At 53.5% G+C, this 19,928-nt stretch carries 22 protein-coding genes and 1 pseudogene; 10 read left to right on the forward strand and 13 right to left on the reverse strand.

The window, feature by feature from the left end; all coding sequences use genetic code 11:
• Positions 1-30: 30 nt before the first annotated feature.
• The gene (locus AO242_RS17575) at positions 31-957 is read left to right on the forward strand and encodes a Gfo/Idh/MocA family protein (protein ID WP_099269724.1); all 927 of its coding nucleotides are present in this window, start codon (positions 31-33) and stop codon (positions 955-957) included.
• Between the two features lie 410 nt (positions 958-1,367).
• Here AO242_RS17575 and AO242_RS17580 read toward each other — a convergent pair whose 3' ends face one another.
• Positions 1,368-2,756, reverse strand: a complete 1,389-nt coding sequence (locus tag AO242_RS17580; protein WP_099269725.1) for a surface-adhesin E family protein — start codon at positions 2,754-2,756, stop codon at positions 1,368-1,370.
• Positions 2,757-2,815: 59 nt separating this feature from the next.
• Positions 2,816-3,106 (reverse strand): hypothetical protein, encoded by a 291-nt coding sequence (locus tag AO242_RS17585; RefSeq protein ID WP_099269726.1) that lies wholly within the window; start codon positions 3,104-3,106, stop codon positions 2,816-2,818.
• A 113-nt stretch (positions 3,107-3,219) separates the two neighbouring features.
• Between AO242_RS17585 and AO242_RS17590 the strand changes: the two genes are divergently transcribed.
• The 3 genes from AO242_RS17590 to AO242_RS17600 all read left to right on the forward strand — a co-directional run bounded on the left by AO242_RS17590 (position 3,220) and on the right by AO242_RS17600 (position 5,243).
• On the forward strand, positions 3,220-3,837 hold the full coding sequence (locus AO242_RS17590; protein ID WP_099269727.1) for a hypothetical protein: 618 nt from the start codon (positions 3,220-3,222) through the stop codon (positions 3,835-3,837).
• A gap of 398 nt (positions 3,838-4,235) precedes the next feature.
• Positions 4,236-4,694 (forward strand): GNAT family N-acetyltransferase, encoded by a 459-nt coding sequence (locus AO242_RS17595; RefSeq protein WP_099269866.1) that lies wholly within the window; start codon positions 4,236-4,238, stop codon positions 4,692-4,694.
• Between the two features lie 63 nt (positions 4,695-4,757).
• Positions 4,758-5,243, forward strand: coding sequence for an AAA family ATPase (locus tag AO242_RS17600; RefSeq protein WP_099269728.1), 486 nt, complete (start codon positions 4,758-4,760; stop codon positions 5,241-5,243).
• 53 nt (positions 5,244-5,296) lie between these two features.
• Here the strand turns inward: AO242_RS17600 and AO242_RS17605 are convergent, their stop codons facing one another.
• The 6 genes from AO242_RS17605 to AO242_RS17630 form a co-directional block, all read right to left on the reverse strand.
• Positions 5,297-5,623, reverse strand: coding sequence for a low molecular weight protein tyrosine phosphatase family protein (locus tag AO242_RS17605; RefSeq protein ID WP_099269729.1), 327 nt, complete (start codon positions 5,621-5,623; stop codon positions 5,297-5,299).
• A gap of 85 nt (positions 5,624-5,708) precedes the next feature.
• Positions 5,709-6,239, reverse strand: coding sequence for a demethoxyubiquinone hydroxylase family protein (locus AO242_RS17610; RefSeq protein ID WP_241154075.1), 531 nt, complete (start codon positions 6,237-6,239; stop codon positions 5,709-5,711).
• Between the two features lie 211 nt (positions 6,240-6,450).
• Complete coding sequence (locus AO242_RS17615; protein ID WP_099269731.1) at positions 6,451-6,897, reverse strand: GNAT family N-acetyltransferase; 447 nt, start codon at positions 6,895-6,897, stop codon at positions 6,451-6,453.
• A gap of 61 nt (positions 6,898-6,958) precedes the next feature.
• Positions 6,959-7,756, reverse strand: a complete 798-nt coding sequence (locus tag AO242_RS17620; RefSeq protein WP_099269732.1) for a phosphodiesterase — start codon at positions 7,754-7,756, stop codon at positions 6,959-6,961.
• Positions 7,757-8,171: 415 nt separating this feature from the next.
• Positions 8,172-8,654 (reverse strand): hypothetical protein, encoded by a 483-nt coding sequence (locus AO242_RS17625; protein ID WP_099269733.1) that lies wholly within the window; start codon positions 8,652-8,654, stop codon positions 8,172-8,174.
• Positions 8,655-9,006: 352 nt separating this feature from the next.
• The gene (locus AO242_RS17630; protein WP_099269734.1) at positions 9,007-9,633 is read right to left on the reverse strand and encodes an immunity protein Imm33 domain-containing protein; all 627 of its coding nucleotides are present in this window, start codon (positions 9,631-9,633) and stop codon (positions 9,007-9,009) included.
• A gap of 629 nt (positions 9,634-10,262) precedes the next feature.
• Between AO242_RS17630 and AO242_RS17640 the strand changes: the two genes are divergently transcribed.
• From AO242_RS17640 to AO242_RS17655, 3 genes are all read left to right on the forward strand, one after another.
• On the forward strand, positions 10,263-10,523 hold the full coding sequence (locus AO242_RS17640) for a hypothetical protein (RefSeq protein ID WP_099269736.1): 261 nt from the start codon (positions 10,263-10,265) through the stop codon (positions 10,521-10,523).
• A gap of 718 nt (positions 10,524-11,241) precedes the next feature.
• Complete coding sequence (locus AO242_RS17650; RefSeq protein ID WP_164706143.1) at positions 11,242-11,658, forward strand: Imm50 family immunity protein; 417 nt, start codon at positions 11,242-11,244, stop codon at positions 11,656-11,658.
• A 294-nt stretch (positions 11,659-11,952) separates the two neighbouring features.
• Positions 11,953-12,762, forward strand: a complete 810-nt coding sequence (locus tag AO242_RS17655; protein ID WP_099269739.1) for an isocitrate lyase/PEP mutase family protein — start codon at positions 11,953-11,955, stop codon at positions 12,760-12,762.
• 68 nt (positions 12,763-12,830) lie between these two features.
• Here the strand turns inward: AO242_RS17655 and AO242_RS17660 are convergent, their stop codons facing one another.
• The 3 genes from AO242_RS17660 to AO242_RS17675 form a co-directional block, all read right to left on the reverse strand.
• Positions 12,831-13,310: a GNAT family N-acetyltransferase gene (locus AO242_RS17660; RefSeq protein WP_099269740.1), complete on the reverse strand. Its 480-nt coding sequence runs from the start codon at positions 13,308-13,310 to the stop codon at positions 12,831-12,833.
• Positions 13,311-13,971: 661 nt separating this feature from the next.
• Complete coding sequence (sseB, locus tag AO242_RS17670) at positions 13,972-14,772, reverse strand: enhanced serine sensitivity protein SseB (RefSeq protein ID WP_176560651.1); 801 nt, start codon at positions 14,770-14,772, stop codon at positions 13,972-13,974.
• 332 nt (positions 14,773-15,104) lie between these two features.
• Positions 15,105-16,295 (reverse strand): TDT family transporter, encoded by a 1,191-nt coding sequence (locus tag AO242_RS17675; protein WP_099269742.1) that lies wholly within the window; start codon positions 16,293-16,295, stop codon positions 15,105-15,107.
• 104 nt (positions 16,296-16,399) lie between these two features.
• On the opposite strand from AO242_RS17675, the gene AO242_RS17680 reads away from it, so the two are divergent.
• Complete coding sequence (locus AO242_RS17680; protein WP_099269743.1) at positions 16,400-17,320, forward strand: LysR family transcriptional regulator; 921 nt, start codon at positions 16,400-16,402, stop codon at positions 17,318-17,320.
• 96 nt (positions 17,321-17,416) lie between these two features.
• Here the strand turns inward: AO242_RS17680 and AO242_RS17685 are convergent, their stop codons facing one another.
• Positions 17,417-17,737, reverse strand: a complete 321-nt coding sequence (locus tag AO242_RS17685) for a hypothetical protein (RefSeq protein ID WP_141562226.1) — start codon at positions 17,735-17,737, stop codon at positions 17,417-17,419.
• Between the two features lie 134 nt (positions 17,738-17,871).
• Entirely contained in the window at positions 17,872-18,255 is a 384-nt protein-coding gene (locus AO242_RS17690) for a hypothetical protein (RefSeq protein WP_099269745.1), read from the reverse strand.
• 117 nt (positions 18,256-18,372) lie between these two features.
• On the opposite strand from AO242_RS17690, the pseudogene AO242_RS29560 reads away from it, so the two are divergent.
• A pseudogene (locus AO242_RS29560) lies at positions 18,373-18,593 on the forward strand (tyrosine-type recombinase/integrase); the annotation flags it as partial.
• Between the two features lie 202 nt (positions 18,594-18,795).
• The gene (locus AO242_RS17700) at positions 18,796-18,999 is read left to right on the forward strand and encodes a hypothetical protein (RefSeq protein ID WP_099269746.1); all 204 of its coding nucleotides are present in this window, start codon (positions 18,796-18,798) and stop codon (positions 18,997-18,999) included.
• The last annotated feature ends 929 nt before the right edge of the window (positions 19,000-19,928 follow it).

Below are 19,928 nucleotides of genomic sequence, written 5' to 3' on the forward strand. Positions count from 1 at the left end.
CAGATAACTACAAAAACTCAGGAGTCATCGATGCAACCGATCCGTCTCGGTCTGGTGGGCTACGGCAAGATTGCCCAGGATCAGCACGTTCCCGCTATAACCGCCAACCCCGCGTTTCAGCTGGTTGCCGTCGCAACGCAAGGTAAGCCTTGTGCCGGGGTAGAAAACTTTCAGTCCTTGAGCGAGTTGCTCGAAAAAGGCCCGCAAGTCGATGCGATTGCGTTCTGCACACCGCCGCAAGGGCGATTTGCGCTGGTGCAGGAAGCGTTGGCGGCGGGTAAACATGTGTTGGTCGAAAAGCCGCCTTGTGCCACGTTGGGTGAAGCGATGGCGTTGGCAAGTCAGGCTGCGGAGCAGGGCGTCAGCGGGTTGTTCGCTTGGCATTCGCGTTATGCACCCGGTATCGAAGCTGCTCGCGACTGGCTGGCCACTCGCACGTTGCACAGCGTGCAGATCGACTGGAAAGAAGACGTGCGTAAGTGGCACCCCGGGCAGGCATGGATCTGGCAGCCGGGTGGCCTGGGGGTTTTCGATCCGGGCATCAATGCCTTGTCGATTGCCACCCATCTTCTGCCGCTGCCGCTGTTCGTGGAGTCCGCCGAACTGCGAGTCCCGAGTAACTGTCAGTCGCCGATTGCCGCGTCCATCAAGATGTCCGATTCGCGTCAACTGGATGTTCGCGCGGAGTTCGATTTTGACCATGGTCATGATGAACTCTGGAGCATCGAGATTCACTGTGCCGAAGGTGTTCTGCGACTGGACAACGGTGGTGCGCTGTTGAGCATCGACGGCGTACGTCAGGCCGTTTCGGAGGAGGGCGAGTACGCCGCTGTATATCGACATTTTCAGCAGTTGATTGGCGACAAAGCCAGTGATCTGGATTTGCAGCCGTTACGACTGGTCGCGGACAGTTTTTTTGTCGGCAGCCGGACGTTGGTTGAGCCGTTTTACGATTGAGCCTGCAGAAACCCGATTTCTGTAATGGTGTTCCTGGCACCACGCTGTCGTGCATCAAACGGAGACTTGTAGGAGCGCGCTTGCCCGCGATGGCATCTGGTCAGGCAACGCATTTTTTGCTGACGCATCGCATCCTCCGGATGCGGCCCAGACCAAGCGCGCTCCTATCAAACAAAATATAACTATCTGATTTGGAATGCTTTTTACTGTAGGAGTGAGCTTGCTCGCGATAGCTCCCGTACAGGCAATATATTCATCGACTGACAGGCCGAATCGCGAGCAATGTGGATCGCCACCCCGGTCACTCCTACAGGGTCCGTGTTTGCTGCGCGACAGCGTGGTGTCAGGGACACCGGGGCGACTCCTACAGGGCTTATGTTTTTCCTGTTGGAGCAAGCAAACGCGGTGCTTTACCTCGCATTTACCACCTGCATATTCAGTGATGTGTAATCTTTTTCGTCAGTGCGGGCATGATAGAAAAAGCCGTAATCCACAAGGTAGTAGTAATGCTCTGTCTGGGGGAGCGTGAAGCCACCCATGTTGGTGCGGCAGATCAGTGCTTTCGCGTTGCCCTGCAGATTGGCGTGCAGTTTTTTCGCGGGTTGCTCGCTGTCCACTGAACACTCTACGGTTTCGGGGTCTTCGCCCAGTTTCCCAAGCACATTACTGGACAGGCTTCGAGTGAAGGTGTAACCCACTTTGCTGCCCACGTTCAGGTGTTGCCAGTCGCCCTGGAAGGTCAGACTTTTCATTACCAGAGTGTCATGGGAAAGTTTGGCTTGTTCTCTGCCGGACAGCTCCAGCAGTCCGCGCCAATTAATCTGACGCCCGACGTGATTTTCGTTTTTATGGGCAATCGCGAGCTGCCCGGTAGTCGGGTCTGTGGACAGAGTAAGCGCTTTGCCGTCTTTCCATTCAATCTTGCCATTGCTGCGTGTCCCGGCGAACTCGATGTAATTGAGCTGTCGGGACGGCGCTGGCATGCGCAGTTGTTCGATGTTTTTCAAGACTGACGGATTGACGTCGGGCAGGGCATCGGCTGCCACCGTTGCCTTGCTGCGCTGCTTGTGTGCAGGCAGGGAGGCCAGCGAGTCGGGTGCCTTGCACACATGCTCGAACAGTCTGGACAGGTCCTCGTCCGCGGTAGTTACGGTCTTTGATACGGGAAGTCTCTCAATTTGCCCGTCGGTAACTTCATTTTTGGCGTTGAGGTAATAAAGCCCCAGCAGAGTTGCGTTACGCGCGCTGCAGTCCATGACGTAGTGTTCGCGTGTCTGGGTGAAAGGCGCGGTGTTGGACGGGCTGATACTGGTTTTCGGCTCATCATGGGCCGACCAGAACTGCACCTTGTCGCCCTTTTTCTGCAGGCTCGTGATGTCGAGCAGTAGCTGTTGTTGATCGTCAGCCCCGGCGACCTGACGCCAGTCCGGCATTGGCAGGTTTTTGCACGCGCGAGTGAAGTCCCGATTGTCCATCAGCACGGTATGGTATTGCGCTGGCAGTGGCGTTGCAGGGGTGTAGAACCCGTAATTGCCGGGATAGAAGCGCCTGTATTTGAACGAATAAACCTGATTGACCTGCGGCTGTGAGCAGGCGGCTGAAAACTGTGAAGAACTCCAGAATGGCGGGCCTGAATCGGTCGGGTCAGCGACCTGAAAGTTAATCACGTCACCTTCACGCATCACGCTGTTGGGTGTGAAAGGCTGTTCAAGCAGCGCAGTCTGTTTGTCTGCTGGCACCTGATGGCTGGAGCAGGCTGCAAGGCTCATGAAGGCAAGAGGAACAATCGTGCGTCGCACCGGTGTCTCCAGTCAGTCCGTTTGATGGGGGATAATTACATAAGTGGTTAGATACGAAATCAGGATTTTGACAGGGCAGGCTCAAACGCCACCGGGAAATCCGCTGCCAGCAAACGATGAGCACGTTCAAGCAGGTCTGTTGGTTGATCCCGCTGCGTATTGAACAAGCTGATGCCCAAATGATGTTCAAGGTGCAGCGTGAGTGTCTGATCGCCGACCAGCAAGTCCCAATAACGCTGATCAAGGGCGTCGACTTTTTGCGTCCAGACGCCTTGAAGTTTTTGCTCAAGCTCTCGGGCGATCACTTCAAATAAATGCCAGTCGGCTGCTTCGGATATTCTCAGTTCCACGGGGTTGCCTCTTCTCCAAGACTGCTGTCCTGCTTAACCGGGGATGACCTGCCGACCGGTTACGGGTTATATAACACTCCGCAACTGACCACACGACCCAAGAGCGCCAGACAATGTTATCCGAACAACAGGCCCGCGCCATCGTGCTTGCTCTCCATGACGGTTATCTCAGGGACGGAAAGCCGGAGCGTTTTGTTGTTTATTTTTGTGAGCTTTCTGCCAATGGCGATTACTGGGTAGTTCGCTCCAATTCTGAGGATTACGTTGTGCATGGCAAGACGGAGTATTGCTATGTTGGCGTTAATGCTCACCTTGTCGACGTCTTGACTGGAGCGGTCGAGACAGTTTGCAGTGCCATAAGTGTTGAAGAGTACCTGCAAGACAAGTACGACCTGCGTACGGCTGGGGAAAATCTTTACGTGCTCACTCCAACGTTTAGCCGTGAACATAAACCCGAACTGATTAACCTTCGTCGAAAACTCGAATGCTCTTACCCGCAAGCCCTGATGTTGATAAACGAGCAGCGTCAGTGGCTGACGGGCAGGCGTCGCTATCTTGAATGTGTGCAGCAGTTGCTTGTGGATCAGGGCATCTCCACCCGGATTGAGCTGCATTCTGAATCAGGCCAGGCGATTGCCATTGGCGTCGAATGCTGGCATATCGGCGCTGCGTTGAAGGCACTTCGTTCCAGGATTGCCGCTTTCTCGAAGAGCGATCAGGTAACGCAATGACCCAGGAGTTATCTGACCGCGAAATCAAAACGCTGCTGATAGCCGCCGAAGAGCATGGCCTGGCGCTGAGTGATCTGGAGCAAATCAGACTTCAGTCCGAAATGAATTCGGCAGACATCCTGAACAAGTTGGCACTAACTGTTGCCGAGGGCTACCTGTCGCACGCCTTGACCTATGAGTTTTGCGATGGCGTCATGAATGGGATCGCGAATGCCATCGTCGAGGTAGGCATAGTGACTGATCTGCCACAGCCAGCCTTCGCGCTTTATCAGGCTTTCGATCAAGGCGAGTGGGTTCGCAGCAATGATCCGCCAGATACTGATCCGGGTGAGAAATACACCAGGCCTGTGGTGATGGAAATAATGAACTCATTGGAAGTAAACAAAAAGGAACCCCATATGCTCCGCCTGATCTGGCTGCGCGATGATATGCAGTACAGCAATACCTTCGCACAGTGGGTGCACGAACAATTTGCTTATGAGTACGTCGATCGCCCATTGAGTGACTGGCAGCGTGAGTTTGCCGAAGGGCAGGTTAATGGTGACTGGCAATGCCTGATCGCCGTCGAGGATGGCCTGCTTCTGGGCGGTGCTGCACTGGCCAGAAATGACCTGGCCGAGCGCCCTGATATCGGGCCTTGGCTGGCCTGCGTTTTCATCGCCCCGCATGCACGGCAGCGAGGTCTGGCGGAGCAACTGATCGAAGGCATTTGCGCTACAGCGAAAGCCAACGGCAATACGCGACTGTATCTGCATACCCACGATCGCCATGAGTACTACGCCAAGCGCGGCTGGCAGGTGCTGGAGAGTTTTCAGGCGTGGGGTAAGGAACACAGGCTGATGGGGCGGGATCTTTGACTGTGCTTGAAGTCGGGCAGCCCTCGGCTGATACCCACCACATTTTGACAAAAGGACCTGTCGATGCCGACTCCGAAACTGCATCTCATGTGCGGCAAGATCGCCTCCGGCAAATCAACACTTGCGAAGGCACTTGTCGCTGAACACTCGGCAATCCTGCTGATTGAGGATCACTGGCTCTCGAGGCTTTACCCTGGCGAGATCAAATCAGTGGCCGACTATGTGCAATTCGCCCATCGAATTCGCGATGTTTTGCGCCCGTTGGTGATCGATATATTGCAGTCGGGCATCAGTGTTGTTCTGGATTTTCCTGGCAACACTCGCGCAGATCGCGAGTGGTTACGTGGTCTGGCGGAATCAGGCGGAGTGGGACACTGCTTGCACTATTTGGACGTGGATGATGATATTTGCCGCGCCAGGTTGCACGCCCGCAACAAGAGTGGTGAGCATGACTTTGCGGCGACCGACGCGGAGTTTGATTTGATCACTCGATACTTCCAGACGCCAACGCCGGAGGAAGGGCTGGATATTGAGGTTCACCGTTTGTAATTCCTCAGTTGATTGACGATTGTCAGAGCATCCAGCCCTGACAATCTCCATCATCAAACGGGTAAAAAGCGATGAACCTTGGCTTTCAATATCTCAATCAATTCAGATTGCATGTATTCAAAGTCGTCAGGGATATCGAGGCAAACAACTCGCTTGTCTTTCAGCGCATTGGCAAACCTTGCCTTGAGTTTCCTGCGATGAGCAGGCTCCATGACGAATATCAGCTCCGCCCTCTCGACAAGCTCCGAGTCCACGGGAACGTCGGCGTCATGACCGACCCCCGCAGATGACGTTGTTACACCCGGCCAGTTTGCAAAAACATGTTCAGCGGTCGGGCTGCGCAATCTGTTTTTACCGCAGACGAAAAGTACATTCAGCATGGATGAAACCTTTATCCGACGGGGTCGGGATCGGTCAGTCATTGTTTAGAATAGCGCTGTCGCAACCGGTAGAATTTGCGTGATTTCAGGAGCGCATGCCCATCCAGATCACGGTTTCAGTCCATGCCGTTACTAATGGGTTAAGCGCTCTGAACCAAGGATCGCGGACATCAATTTGCGCCGCTGATTGGTCGTGATGGTGTTGTTCCTCTTCCACGATCGAAGTAATAGCGGCCACTGCATGTGGATCGATATCTCCGAGTTCATGAAGCTGATGAGCCAGGTGTTTGAGCACGACACTTTCCACCGCGACGGTGGTCGCCACAATGGCTTTGCGACCACAGATGCCGGTAACCAGACCCAGCACCAGACCGCCAATACCGCACAGCCAGTAACTGCGGCAGCGCGGATAATTGCGCCGTTGCAGTTCAGCTTGAAAAACCGTCCGGTGACGGCGCTCATGGGAGAGAAACTCCTTGAGTTCACTCACCATATCTGGAGCAAAGAGCCGAGCCATGAACAACTGCCCGCTATAGATGCAGATAGCGCCGTGCTCGCCGGCGTGGTCGACTTTCATTATTCGGTTGCCAAGAGGCGGGTAGTCAGTTTCAGTCACGCTACTTATGCCTTGTCCGAGACGGCGGACAACAAGTTTATCCTCTTTTCAGCATCGACCCTGACTCGGCGCTGTTGTGACACCGACACCTTGTCTGTGGGATTGGGTTCATTCGGGAAGAGTCGATTTTCGGGACGAAAATGCAGTGGATGTACTGGCCACTTTATGCACAAAGCCAATCCGGAACCGGGCAAGTGATACTTTTGCCGCTTCACGCATCCCCCAAAAACATCACATGCGTAGCGTGCTCGTCATCCAGTGGCTGAAAGCCGCAGCGTATGTAAAACGCAGCTGCATCTGAGGTGTCAGTGGAGAGGCGCACGATGCGGAAATGTTGAGTTGCGTGTTCCACAAGTCGATTGACCAATGCCCTCCCGATGTTCTGGCCTCTTGCTTCACGTGCGATGTACACCCTGCGTAGCCTGCCGATGTTTTCCTGAGTAAACGGGTCACGCGTCAGGCCTCCAATGCCTACGAGACGGTCTCCCAGATACGCTGCCATAAGGCATTCGCCCTGCGTGTCGAAGCGATTGGTTCCGGTACGCCATTCTTCAATCAAACGGGTGAGAAACCTGAAGCCCTCTGCGGTGGCTTCTTTTTCCAGTAGCGGAATTCGGGCGGGCAGTCTGGTGATGAGTTGAATATCTAATGGCGACACGCGATGTCCTCGTTTTGAGAGAGTCACTGCCTTGCCGGAAAATACGTGCACGGATTACCCATCAAGCAAACGGCAACGGCCCCGGAAATTTGCCGATCGGCACCCAATGAGTGATAAGCCCGGTATCAGGTTTCCAGTGATGCAAGAGCAGGGCAGGCGGCTCTACGTAAGAGGCTTCCGGAGCATTTGCGTCGAGCGCCAAAGCGATGGCTGTGGTGGTACTGGGGGCGGTGCACAACAGAGAGCCACCAAAGCGCAGCTGCATAGATCGGTGGATGTGACCGCAGACAATTCGCTCGATGGCCGGGTAACGCTCGACCACTTGAACAAGCCGATGCGCATTGATACAGGCATACGTATCGATGTAAGGAATGCCGCTCAAAAACGGCGGCTGGTGGAGCATGATCAAGGTTGGTCGATCCGGCTCTTCCGCAAGGGCCGCTTCCAGCCATGCCTGTGCTGCTTCGGTCATGTCTCCATGATGTTTGCCGGGCACGGTGATATCCAGCCCGATGATACGCACGGGCCCAAGGTCTGACGCAACAAAGTGCAGCGGACCTTCGCGTTCAGTGCTTTCTGCCTGGCCAAACGCAGACCTGAACAACTCGCCGTCATCATGATTGCCAGGGATCATCAACAGCGGTTGCTTGATATCCGCCAGTAACGCGCGGGCCATTTCGTACTCTTCCGGTTGTCCTTCATCCACCAGATCACCGGTGATGATCACCACATCCGGGCGCGGATGAAGGGCGTTCAGATGCTCGATGGCCTGTTTGCACATCGTGTTTGAATCCACCAATCCTTTATAGAGTTCGCCTTTTGGCCTGATATGCGGGTCTGACAGGTGGGCGATGAGCACTGGGTGTCCTCCTTGGAAAATGACTGGCTGTAGATCACAGCCAGTTTTAACCATTTAAACAGTGAAGGCGAGCGCCAGAAGTGGAGCGCCACCCGCCACGACGGCCCGCCAGTTCACAAAAGCAGCGCACTCCACCAGCGCTGAAAATTGTTCAGGGCAGCGTTGCACTGGCATAACCCTTTTTACTTCGCTGTCTTGAGGAAGTTGACCTGAACAATGAACGGGGAAATGTCGCCAACTGGCACGAACAGGTCATAGGCCTCCAGCGCGGTGAGCAAGGACACTGATCCTGGTTGAAAGTAAGCTACCCCCGCGCGGTGACCGTCTTGCGAACTCACCTATGAATGAAGTACTGACTCATTTGTCGATACAGCGATGGTTAGATCTGCGCAGGTGACATCTCAACCTTGAGCCTTTAGCGAATAAAAGCAAGTACGCGCTCATACATGGCAGCGTCCCGCGTGATCAGTAACAGACTTGGACAGGCGCCAAGCAGAGCGTGTGTTGGTTGCAAATCCTCAATTTGTGACCAGAACTCGACGACTTCATTGCTCTCTCCGAAAGGTTGAAATGCGATAGCTCTGTTAAATCTGGAGAGCCTTGCCCGACTTGGCAAGCGCTCAAAGACATACCATTCGTCAAAGCCCGGCGTGGGCAACTGAGCGACATCTTGAATCATCGGACTGATCACCAGGTCACCTACACGTTGCCAACCGCTAGCTACCTCAGCGGTACTAAGGTTATAGGCTCCGCTATCCGACCATGCGATTGCAACGTGATGGCCCAGCACAAGCTGAGGAAGCTGGCTAATGACGTCGCCCAGGTTAACGTCGCATCCATTATCCCAGTTGAGGGTGCTGTAGCCTGCGTGCGCCCCGGTATGCAGTTCGGCTGTCATGTATCTTCCTTGCGGGATTAGCGATTGGGTATGCCTCAGCACCTTACTCTGGGTGAAGATTGCGTCAACAGGCATCCAGAGTCGTCTGACTGACAGCAATCGACCAAAGCGGCCGGTCGGCATTTAAGGGGGCGGCGGCGACCATTCAAAACGCAGAATCTATTCGGATGAAGCCGACCAAGGTGATGCCGCTGATAATTTTGGCTTGGTCATCAGAGAAGACTTTTTTGGTGATTCAGGAAAACGTTGGTAGCCCCTCCCGGTTCTGACCATTAGAGCCAATAGTCAAGGCAGCTAGCGATGCAGATTATTTTACAGTGGCCCAACCCTTGGGTCAGGCCGTTGCCACCCTCTATCCGACCACTTTCTCATCGAACCAGGCATCATTGGTTAATTCATGAAACCGATAGCCGTTCGGTAACCCAAGATACTTAACAAGGTCTGGACGGTTAACGGCGAGGTGCTGGGCATGCACAGTTTTCAGGCTTTTGGTATCTCCGTTGTATTTGTCAGTGGTTATCCACCAACCAGACATATGCTCGGGGGAAGGGTACCGCACACCCTCACTTGCCTCTCCCTCGAGCACGCCATCGGAGATGACGATTAGTTGCTCAAATCGAGATGTAGTGAAATCTGCACCTACTTTCGAGCACACTGAGTGCTGCTCAATCCATAGCCTAAGCGTGGTACTGATACCAAGCGCATATTCATCCGTCAGCGGCACCTGCTCGAAAAATATCAGCTCACGATTATCGTTCAGCTCCATTTTGGTAATCCAGGACCCATAGCCCAGGGTTTCACCAGAAGCCACCTGATGACCTTCCTCAATGTAACGAACCACGAGGTCTATGAACTCAATCGCATCATTTCTCAGGTTGGTATCATTGAAGTTAACACTTATCTCGTAGCCAAAGCGCTCTAGCAGGCCCTCAGATTTCAGTGCCACACCGGCGTCTGTTTCCGCGTTAATAATCTTCATTGATTTCTCCTCGTAGCGCCACGCACCTGGCCACCCTGAATTCGGCTACAGGTAAGCAGTGCGGATATAGTCGTTGCTGCCCACAGGTTGGATTGAGGGGCTTTGGCTGGTTGATGATCCGGAATACGGTCCCCACTCTTGGTTCCCAACTCCGTATTTCCGCACGTATGGCAACCAGTCTCACGACCAATCTCAGCCATTCAGTCTCCTTCACCCTTATTCCAATCTCGTCCGGACCCTCGTGCAGAGAGGGACTCACCCGCAAAATCAGCCAGTCTGAGGGTGCCTTTTGAAGGCTCGTTGGATGAGTTTGAATCTGTTTCGCTGCCAAGTATATTTGTGGGGCCGATTTCAATCCTGTTGAATGGCGAAGGCGATGTCGTCAACGCTGAGGAGGTATGCCATCGATCATGCTATCGAGATTGCCCTTCGCGGCAGAGCCGACCCAGATGGACATCACCGCAGTAATAACACACTGGACAGCCGGTATAGCCAAAAAGGCGAACTCACCTTTGGGGTCTACGAGAGAGCGGAGGACGCCCAAACTGGCGCCCTTTGAGAGTCGTGGAATAATACCAAAAGGTTGCGTTATGAGTGGCAAGTGGGCATCTCTAAACCGGGAGGGTCAAATGTTTAAGTTGCATGAGATTTGGAAGTTTATTGATGAGAGTACTATGGCGATTTATTTTTGCTTCGAAGATCTCGAGCAGAATAAGTTTTGCGTTCAAAATGTGGAGTTTTACAAATCGCCTCTAGATGTTGATCGTGATACAAACGCTCGTAATCAGACGGCGCAGCTTTTCGTCGAAGAAAACCCCGTGGGGCGTTGCGATTGGGGTAATTCGCTCTTGGAAGCGATAAAAATCCACGATGATTACTTCCGCGACTAGATCCGTCTTTTTCTGAGTCCAGTGCGCTTTCTTCATTTAGAGTGGTTCTTTTGGGGGGAGGGGCGACATGTCTTATGCTAAAAATAATATTCATTGTGTCGCGTCGTGGAATTTCGGTGGTTTCCATATCCAGTTCGGCAAGGGGAACACGTCAAGGATCGCCAGATGGTGATTTCCAGCCGGCCCTTGGCGCAAGCTGTAAAACTAAAGTTGATCGCCTGGACCCGCGAGGTTATAAAGCGACAAGTGATCCAAGAGCAAAAGGCCCCCACGGCCATCGGCCCGGTGTGACGACACCGGATGGAAATCCTCATCTTTCGGTGCACCATTGATATGAGTAAATTTACGTATGACGACATAGTTAGAGTATCCGACAAGGCGCCATTGGAAATAAGGCCTGGCGAGCGAGCATGGGTAGTTGGCGTTTACGACGGTCGTCTCGGTGGATATTTTGATCAATTTCCACCAGGTACTATCTACTTAATTGAGTTTGAGGACGGGTCGTCTATCGAGGTTCACGAGTCCATGTTGGATTTGATTGAATAGCCGGGTAAGTAGAGCTGATGATGGCGCCACTCCTGTTATTAAATAAAACTTGAATCTCGTGATTCGCTTGTGAGTACATCCTCAATGGGAACTTCCAAGCCCGCCAGAATTAACCGTTTGGGCATACCGCTCTGATGAGTATCAGTCATTGACGTCATCCTGGAGGCACACAGTGAACCCCGAAGAGCTGATCAGCGGAGCCGAAAATGTTATTGAAGCTATTGGTTTCTGGCCATCGTTTCACGACGCAGAGGTGATCTCTCTTCTGGTATCGCGCGGCCTTCCGGACCAAGGTTCGGCTACGATCGCGAAGCTCTGCGTGCACTACCGAGAGCATGATGTGGTTGGCGTTGGGACGGCGGACTTTGAATACGTATGCCAGAAAAGTTTACTGGTTGAGCTGATATTCAGTGATATCTATGACCTTTCACTGACAGATTTCAATCATCAAAACGTGCTCGAATCAATTGATCTGAAGCGATTGCAAGACTTATCGATTCTCGTGGATATCGTCTCGATCTGGGGAATTGGCGGAACCATTCGTTGCAACCATGTAGCCGTTGGAGCGGTAACGAATCTGCTGTCCTGATACTGATCTGCTCTAGATTGTACTCAGCTTTACATTGTATGGGGGGCGACATGGAGCGGGGTGGCTTGAGGTCGAGCATGCCCCAGCCATTTTCCCTTTGTGCTAATTGTCTACATTGATTCAGCGTCTCAGTGTTAGCAAGCTGGGCGAAGGTCAACTTTGGGTCGGATGCAAACTGATGCGAAGTCGCGCTCTCGGCCTTCCTGCCTGATAGTGTAGAAGCTCCCAATCACTTGAACTGGGCTACCCTGCGTAACCACCCCTTCAAGATGATCGACAAGGAACCGGATACTCATGGCATCACTGGATGACACTTTTCACAGTCTTCACCAACAGGGTTTGCTGATACTTGCCAACGTGGCGGACGCGGGTGGCGCTCGCCAGGTCGAGCGGCTGGGAAGCAAGGCCGTAGCCACCAGCAGCGCGGCAGTGGCCTGGGCCCACGGTTATCAAGATGGCGACAAGCTGCCTATTAGACTGTTGAGCAGTACCGTCGCCTCAATGTCCCGGGTGCTCAGCGTGCCGCTGACTGTAGATATCGAAGGGGGCTATTCAGACGACCTTGAGCACGTTGCCAAAGTCATCACCACTGTCATTGACGCCGGTGCGGTAGGTATCAATATCGAGGATGGAGTCGCTCCGCCAGAGCTGCTCATCCAGAAAATCGACACAGCCCGAAGAGTCGCCGGCGAGCGGGGGATAAACCTGTTCGTCAACGTGCGCTGCGACGTTTACCTGAAGAACTTGTTCCCCGTTGAGCGGCGATTGGAAGAGCTATTAAGGCGCGCTGCGCTGTACGCCAGTGCGGGCGCGGACGGGCTATTCGCTGCAGGCGTGGTGGAGCCTCTGGAAATTGCCACGGTGTGTCAGGAATCGACATTGCCAGTAAACCTGCTCTGGCGGGCGGGTCTTGCCACTCCGGAAGCCTTGGCGCAGATGGGAGTCAGACGCTTGAGCGCGGGCTCGGCCATCGCGGAGTTCTTGTACGGAGCCATGGAGGGAGTGGCCCGCGGTTTCCTGGAAAACGGTCAACTCAACACCCACGACCTGAAGGCTAAAACCTACGGAGAACTCAACGCGCTAATGGCCTGTCGATCCCAGTGATAGTGCTACTCGGCGGAAGACGACTACCGATCCATTGCGCACGTCCTGTAAGCAGGAAAGCCAGTGAATCAGTTCCCGGACCAATGCATTGTCTGCACTGAAATATGCGGATGACTTTCTAACGGCTCCCATTCATCCAGGAAAGCAAAACCCTGCTTTAGATAGAAGTTTGAGGCTCTCGCGTTGTCCGGAGAGACGTCGAGAAAAACGCCATCAAAGCCTTGGGCTATCGCGCGAGCTTTCACGGCCTCAACCAACTGAGTTGCTACGCCAGAGCCGCGTGCAAAGGGCGCAATCCACATTCCGATCAAGTTATAGCGATTCGCACTGCTTACTGCGGCACCGACCATTCCGACAGGTTTGTCACTGTCGAAGGCCAGCCAGAATGCCGTTCCGGCTGATGATGCGCGGTCTTTCCACTGTTCGTCAGTGTATTTGGCGGCGGTTTGGTAAGTCACTCCAAATGCGGTTGGCGTGTCCAGAAGTGCTGCGAGTCGGACTTGCTTCAAAAGCATCCAGTCTTTTGTTTCCGTCAGTCTAATGTCCATAATCTTCCTGGGAACTCAGCAGGGTAAACATCCTACTCTATCAGTCGACCAACAGTTTCTGGCCAACTCCCGCCCATCGTGACCGCCAGCGGTCGTCCAGAAGCAACCACAATTACAATAACAACCAATCCGATTTGCTCGGAAGGTCTGGGAATTGTTCATGGCATTCATTGTTACCTGCGTTGTGTCCTTGGTGTTTTGGACTGTTGTATCAGCAATCACAGGGGGGGCAGAGCCTTGGGACCTGCCGAGCTACTGGACCGTCATCTATCCCGCCGCGCTAGCTTTATCAGTGATCCTTGGTGCAGTTCTAAGAAGCTCCCAGTGGTCCGCTGGCGCCGTCGTAATGCTCTCTCAGATCCCAGTGGTTTTGGCGACTTCTGGTCCATCCCCGTTGCTAGGTGTCGGTATCATCTATGCGGTCTTACTCTCAATTCCGGCGATAACGCTGTCATGGCTCGCTGGCAAATCGCGTTCAGGTAAGAAAGCGCGATGATCAAATGCGCGTTAACACCGACTTAACAGAACTTCGTCATGCCGTGGGCGACGTAATCATTCACTGAATGACAAAACCTCTGGTTTGCCATCTCTCATCACTCCGTCAAACAGCCAAGCACAATTTCGCAGTCCTGCCTTGCGGTTAGCACTGAGTTGATCTCTGTCACGCTTTTCCAAAGCCAAGAAATGAACGCAGCCAGCCCGCCGACTTCCGTTCATAGAAAGGTGCGGTTTGCTTGAGGAAGTAATCGCTAAGGCCTGATTCCCCTTCGTGAACTCGACAGAGGTCAACGGGGTCGCCATCCGGAGCGCTATCCGCGGCAACGTTACCAGCTTCGCGCATGACCAGTTCAATATCTCCGTCCGCTTCAATACCAATGATCAGATGAGGCTTTTGATCAGACGATGCATCATGCATCAACGCCAGAAACGCACGCTTTACGTTGCGATGTTTGGCGAGCAATTGTGTGAGAGAGTTGACCATCTTCGACGGATATTGCGACGGCTGTCCGAGCAACACTTTGGTGTCTTGTTCGACTGTGCGCTGCACTGGTTTTTGGCCGACGCCTTCGGAGAGCAGATGGCGCACTTCCTCCGGTAAAAACTCTTTCCCGTAGGGAGACTTTGGATTAAGGAAAAGAGGGCTGCCTAGTGTGATTTCAAACAGCGATCTGGCCGGAATCTCTATGTAGGACTCTTCGGTAGCTATAGATCTTTGTAGTGTTTGCAACGAAGAAAAAAACGGGATGACAGGGGAGCCGTCAGGCTTTTGCCAATGCGCAATGCTGATGTTGCTACCAGATTCGATGTTGATTCGACCTTCGCCAATGCCGGCAGTGCCAAGGACGTAGACAGTAGAATTTAACAGAGTCTTGAAAAAATCAGGTCGATGGGCAGGTTCATCCGCCGCCAGCCTGAGTGATTTTTCGAGGGTGTTTTCTTGCTTGGTATCCATGATGTCCATCGGCGGTTCCATCAAAAAACAGACAAAAAATTGATCGAGAATAGCGCGTGGTTTTTTACGCGACTGTGAATACAGGAAAAACAGCGGGCTAATCAAATTGAAGCATACGGAGAGTCACCTGGAACGGTTTTCAAGGGAGACTGCCTGCATATCCATGATGGACGAAGAGCCAAAAGCAGCTTGCTTCAATGGACAGTTTCCGGCCTAAAACTGCCCTTGAGGAAAAAGCTACCGGCGAAATCTCCTATTCGCCAGATAACAATCTCTTATCCAGAACAGCATTGATGACGAGATAAGCGCCAGCTCCCTCCATAGCAATCATCTCCACGCTTTCATTTTGAACAGCCTGGTGTCGAGAGCGCCAAAGCGCAGGCTTTGCCCGCAATACAAGGCGACACGAACAAATTACCTCGATAAGCCCCCTGGGCCGTTTTGCTGGCCACCACTAGCCACATGGCCGAGAGCACCACCACGAAGAACACACCCAGTACATCGAAGAAAGCCATGTCCAGCATCGCACCCAGCTTCAGTGTGGTTACGGCGTAGACGCCTAATGGAAAGATAAAACCCCACCAGCCAAGGTTGAACGGGATGCCTTCCCTGGCGTAGCGGACGGTGACAAGCACGGCCAGCAACATCCACCACAAGCCAAACCCCCAGAGCAGGGTGCCGACAATCAAACCCATGCCAGCAGCTACCTGACCCACGCCGGGCAAGCCATGCAAGGCAAAAATCGCGGGTGCCTCGCTGCCGATCAGCAGCATCCCCAGCGCCCCGGTGCCGATGGGGCCTAGGGATAACCAGATCGACGCGGCCATATTTTCGTGAGGCAGTTTATGTAATGCCAGGCGCAGCACCAAAATCACCAGAATGCTGAGTGCCACAGGCACCGAATACGCCCACAGCACATAGCTTGTGATCAGCATGTTGAACTGCGCGCTGGCGTGCGTCAGATGCTGGGCAATGAGACCACCGCTTGCCGCGGCAACTTCGGCGGCCACCACCGGCAGTAACCACACGGCGGTCATCTGATCGATGGAGTGCTCCTGGCGGGTAAACATCATGAACGGAATAAGCACCCCGCAAGCCATGGCCATGGCCACATCCAGCCACCAAAGAGCGTGAACCCAGGAGATTACCGCATCGCCCCAGCTTGGCAGACCGTACTGCACCAACCCATTGATGACGGTAGCGAGGCTCATCGGGATGGCGCCGAAAAACATGGAAACGGTCGGGTGTCCGAAAACCTGTCTGGCTTCATGGAAAAACATCAGCCATCGCGCGGTGTACATGGCAATGAAAACCACGAACAGCACGATGTTCAATAGCCAGACGATTTTGCCAAGCTGCCACAGCGCTGGAATGTTTCCGGGCAGTTGGCCCAGCGCGAGAGCGAGGATGCCGGTGCCCATCGTGGTGGCGAACCAGTTGGGCGTGAATTGGCGGATAGCCTCTTTCGGCGTCGAGAGCGCCGCTAAAGGCTGCAGCCCCTGTAATACTTTTCCAAAGCTCAGGCCGTCCATCCCGCCACCCTCTGTGCAATTGATGAGACGACAAAGTAACGGGATGCATCTATCGAATAAAACGGGTAATTTCGCTATCTCTTACCCATCTGATAGGTAATCCGTTGAGACTGACCCTTCGCCAGCTCGATATTTTTCGGGCCATTGCTCAACAAGGCTCGACCACGAGCGCGAGCCTCGCTCTAGCCTTGTCCCAATCAGCCACCAGCGCTGCACTGCACGAGCTGGAAAACTCCTTGCAAGTCCGACTGTTCGATCGCGTTGGCAAGCGCCTGGTGCTCAACGATAACGGCCAGCGGCTGCTCCCTCAGGCTATTCGCTTGCTGGAGGCGGCGGTCGAAATAGAAGATGGATTTCAGCACAGCGATCCCGTCGCACGATTGAAAGTGGGCTGTAGCACCACTATTGGCAACTACATCATGCCGCTCCTGATCCCGCTGCTGAGCAAGCGAGCGCCCGGGGTGCGGGTCGATCTGGTGATGGGCAACAGCGCCGATATCGCCAGTCAGGCAGCACAGCTTTCCATCGATATAGGCCTGATAGAAGGGCCGAGTCAGTCGCCCGAATTGAGCGTTCAGCCCTGGTTCGAAGATGAGCTGGTGATCATCGCTGCCAGCAATCATCCGCTGGCGCGCAAAACACAGGTTTCCCTCGACGATCTTCGCGATGCGCCCTGGCTTATTCGCGAAGACGGTTCCGGTACCGCCGAAGAAGTTTTACAACTGCTCGTGCCCCGGCTTGGCCCTTGGAAAAACGCCCAGCAGATCGGTAGTTCCGAAGCGATCAAACGGCTGGTAGCGGCTGGGGTCGGCATCAGTTGTTTGTCGTATTGGGTGGTTAGCGATCTGATTTCCGAGGGCAAGCTGGCCGTGCTCAACCATCCAGTGCCATCGCAGAAACGGCAGTTGTACACAGTGCACCATCGCGGCAAATTTATTTCACGAGCAATGGCCGAACTTCAGCAAACGCTTGCTGATTTCACCACGGTTGTGGGCGTGAGCGGTGCCATTGGAGGTAGTCGCTGATACGAGGCTCGACGCTTGATGGCGTGTTGGATCTGGCCGTGGGTACGGTTGTATTTCCGAGAGCTGATTAAGGGCAGACTTGGCTCATCAAGTGGTTTACCGCCAACGGGGCGCAAGCCTACGTGCTCTATGACGGCAAGACTGAGACAGCGTTTTGTCATCGGCGCAATGAGCCAAGAACGCGGCCAGTGTAATGTCTATAGGAAAGCCATCCTCGAGCCATTTAAGCGCCAGTCCCGACCAATATTCGGAATGCGACGTCAAGGCTGTGATCACCAGCGGCTGCAACGCTATGTCGGCAGGTAACGTATATTTTTTGCTAAGGGCTCTTATCGCATCTGGCAAATCGAGCGCAGCTGTTTCGAAGGGTTTCTCCAGCAGCGGCAATAGCCAGACATAGCTGAAATCTTCGTTCATCTTCTTCCCCCGATTGCTAACGGCCTTCTTTTGCCTATCACCAAGAGCAGAGATCAACCCCGCGGAAAACATTCGCTACCAACGGCCGTGGTATCCGGGGGCGCCGAAAACGGACTTTCTAGAAGGCTAAAGGTTTATTGGGGTTGTGAGTCCAGGCGTCCATGGCCGTAGTAATTCATGAACTCGCGCATAGTCGGTGAAAGCTTCTCTCGTGACGCAATCTGCCAGAACTTTCTTTCCCCAAGAACCGGCTGTAACCGCTTGATGAGTTCCTGCGCCGTGTTGTGATGGCCGGTACGCAGCCAGTACCTGAACAGGTACTCATTTTCCTGCCTCGGTAGCTGTGCAGCTTGGAACAGTATGAGTGAGTATCGGAAGTTCAGTGGCCACAGTTGCTTTAGAAAATCGAGCCTATCGGCGATTGGAAGGCCCACTAACCAGTTCCTCACATCCTTATCCACCTGAGCATTACCAGAGCGCGACGCCACCTGCTCCGGTTTAAAACGAGAGTCGCCCATGGTGTGCCAAGCCTAAAGGTCTAAGTGTAGGTCACATTCTGTCGAAAGCACAGGAATAACGAGCAGCCTTCTTTATGTCCCTGTTCGCACTTGGCCGAATTCTGCCATTGCCGAAAGGCTCGTATCGTCAAGGCATGGGTTGCTTCGATAGGTCTCAATCCCGTTTTTGTACGGTACTCATATGCTGCGCCGAACCAAAGCGATACCTATCTACAACCGAACCAAGAACCTGAGGTTTGTGCAGCTGCTCCTGGGCCATACCAAGCCGGAAAAGCACGGTACGCTACCTAGGTATTGAGGTGGACGATGCTTTGGAGGTTTCGGAGCAGACCGAAGTTAGAATGCTTAGCGGCGGCAACAGGCCGTCGCTATTCGACCCAGGGCAGACCTTCGAAAAAAAGAGAGCGATCAAAAGTAGTCGTGTTGCGCCGATATGAATTGTTTTTGTGCGGGCTAACCGGACACTATCAAGACCTCTCTAACCTCGACTTATGTCCCTCTGCTATGTCTATAACACTTGCTTGATTGTTGGAGATCTACATGGAAGCCATCGCACGCGCGTTGATCCTTGCCTGCAAACATATTGACGACCGGCATCCCTTCGAAAACGATGATGACGTGGCGGCTCTTGAGGCAATTTCTGCTGAACTGAACGATGCAACCGATGCGGAAAGGAACTGTTTAGTTGAGGCGGCTAGAAAGCTTGGAGTAGATGCTTGGCCTGAAGAAATGGGAATTATCTGACACGGCGCATTCGACAAGTCATGAAATGCAGCGTGGCGGTTTGATGACCCTCAGCATCGGCAGCAATCGGCCGATTCTGTTGGAAAAGTCGGTTTTCCCAAAACGCTCGAATACTGATGGGTGAAAACACCTGTTTTGCACGCTTCTACGTGAAATCCGAGACCTGAACCCTCTGCCCAAAATTCAGATTTCTATCTCTGGCGCGTGCTTTTCAACCGTGGAATTCGAAGCCGACTTTTCAACAGAATCGGCCAAAAGCAGTCACTAACACCTGGATTAAGCCAGGCCGGGAAGCGGCTTCGGTTGAATGAGTTGTTAGTGCCCATCGACCATCAGGCACAGTTGGGAGGCTTTGCTCGCCGGGGAGCAGGCTCCGATGAACATGAGGTCATCCGAGATCTCCCCATTTGTGCGCCACACACCGATAACAAACTCGCGGTCGGTCTGCTGAGAGAGCCTGATGAGAAAAGACACTAGCTCGTTAGCGACGGCCTCACTGAGAGTGGAGGTGGAGAAATTGAGGCCGAGGTTCCAGTCTGGCAAATCATCGTAAGCGTTCGGCCAATCCACCTTGCCTTGAGGAGGCCAATGCCTCCCTTACAGGCAACCCAGTATTTTTAGGTAAGGCGGCACAGTAGAGGTCTCGATAATCCCAATTAATAGGATCTTCACTAAGAAGACTACTCGGCATAGCGCGTGTAGTTCTGACTTAGGCCTCTAACCAAGTAACCTTGATTGGTGCCTGTGCTGCAACGTTGGATTTGTATGCCGCCAGTTCGGCTTTTTCATGAGCAATGGCTTTGCCCCACCAGTGACCACTGTAGGTCAGCAGCACAGTGCCAAAAATAGCCGCAATGCCCAGCGGGTTACCGAATTCATGTCACGGAGTTCCATATCGTTTTTCTGTGCTTGCGCTGCATGACCTGATC

The sequence above is a fragment of the Pseudomonas sp. ICMP 561 genome, assembly GCF_002699985.1.
Taxonomy (GTDB): domain Bacteria; phylum Pseudomonadota; class Gammaproteobacteria; order Pseudomonadales; family Pseudomonadaceae; genus Aquipseudomonas; species Aquipseudomonas quasicaspiana.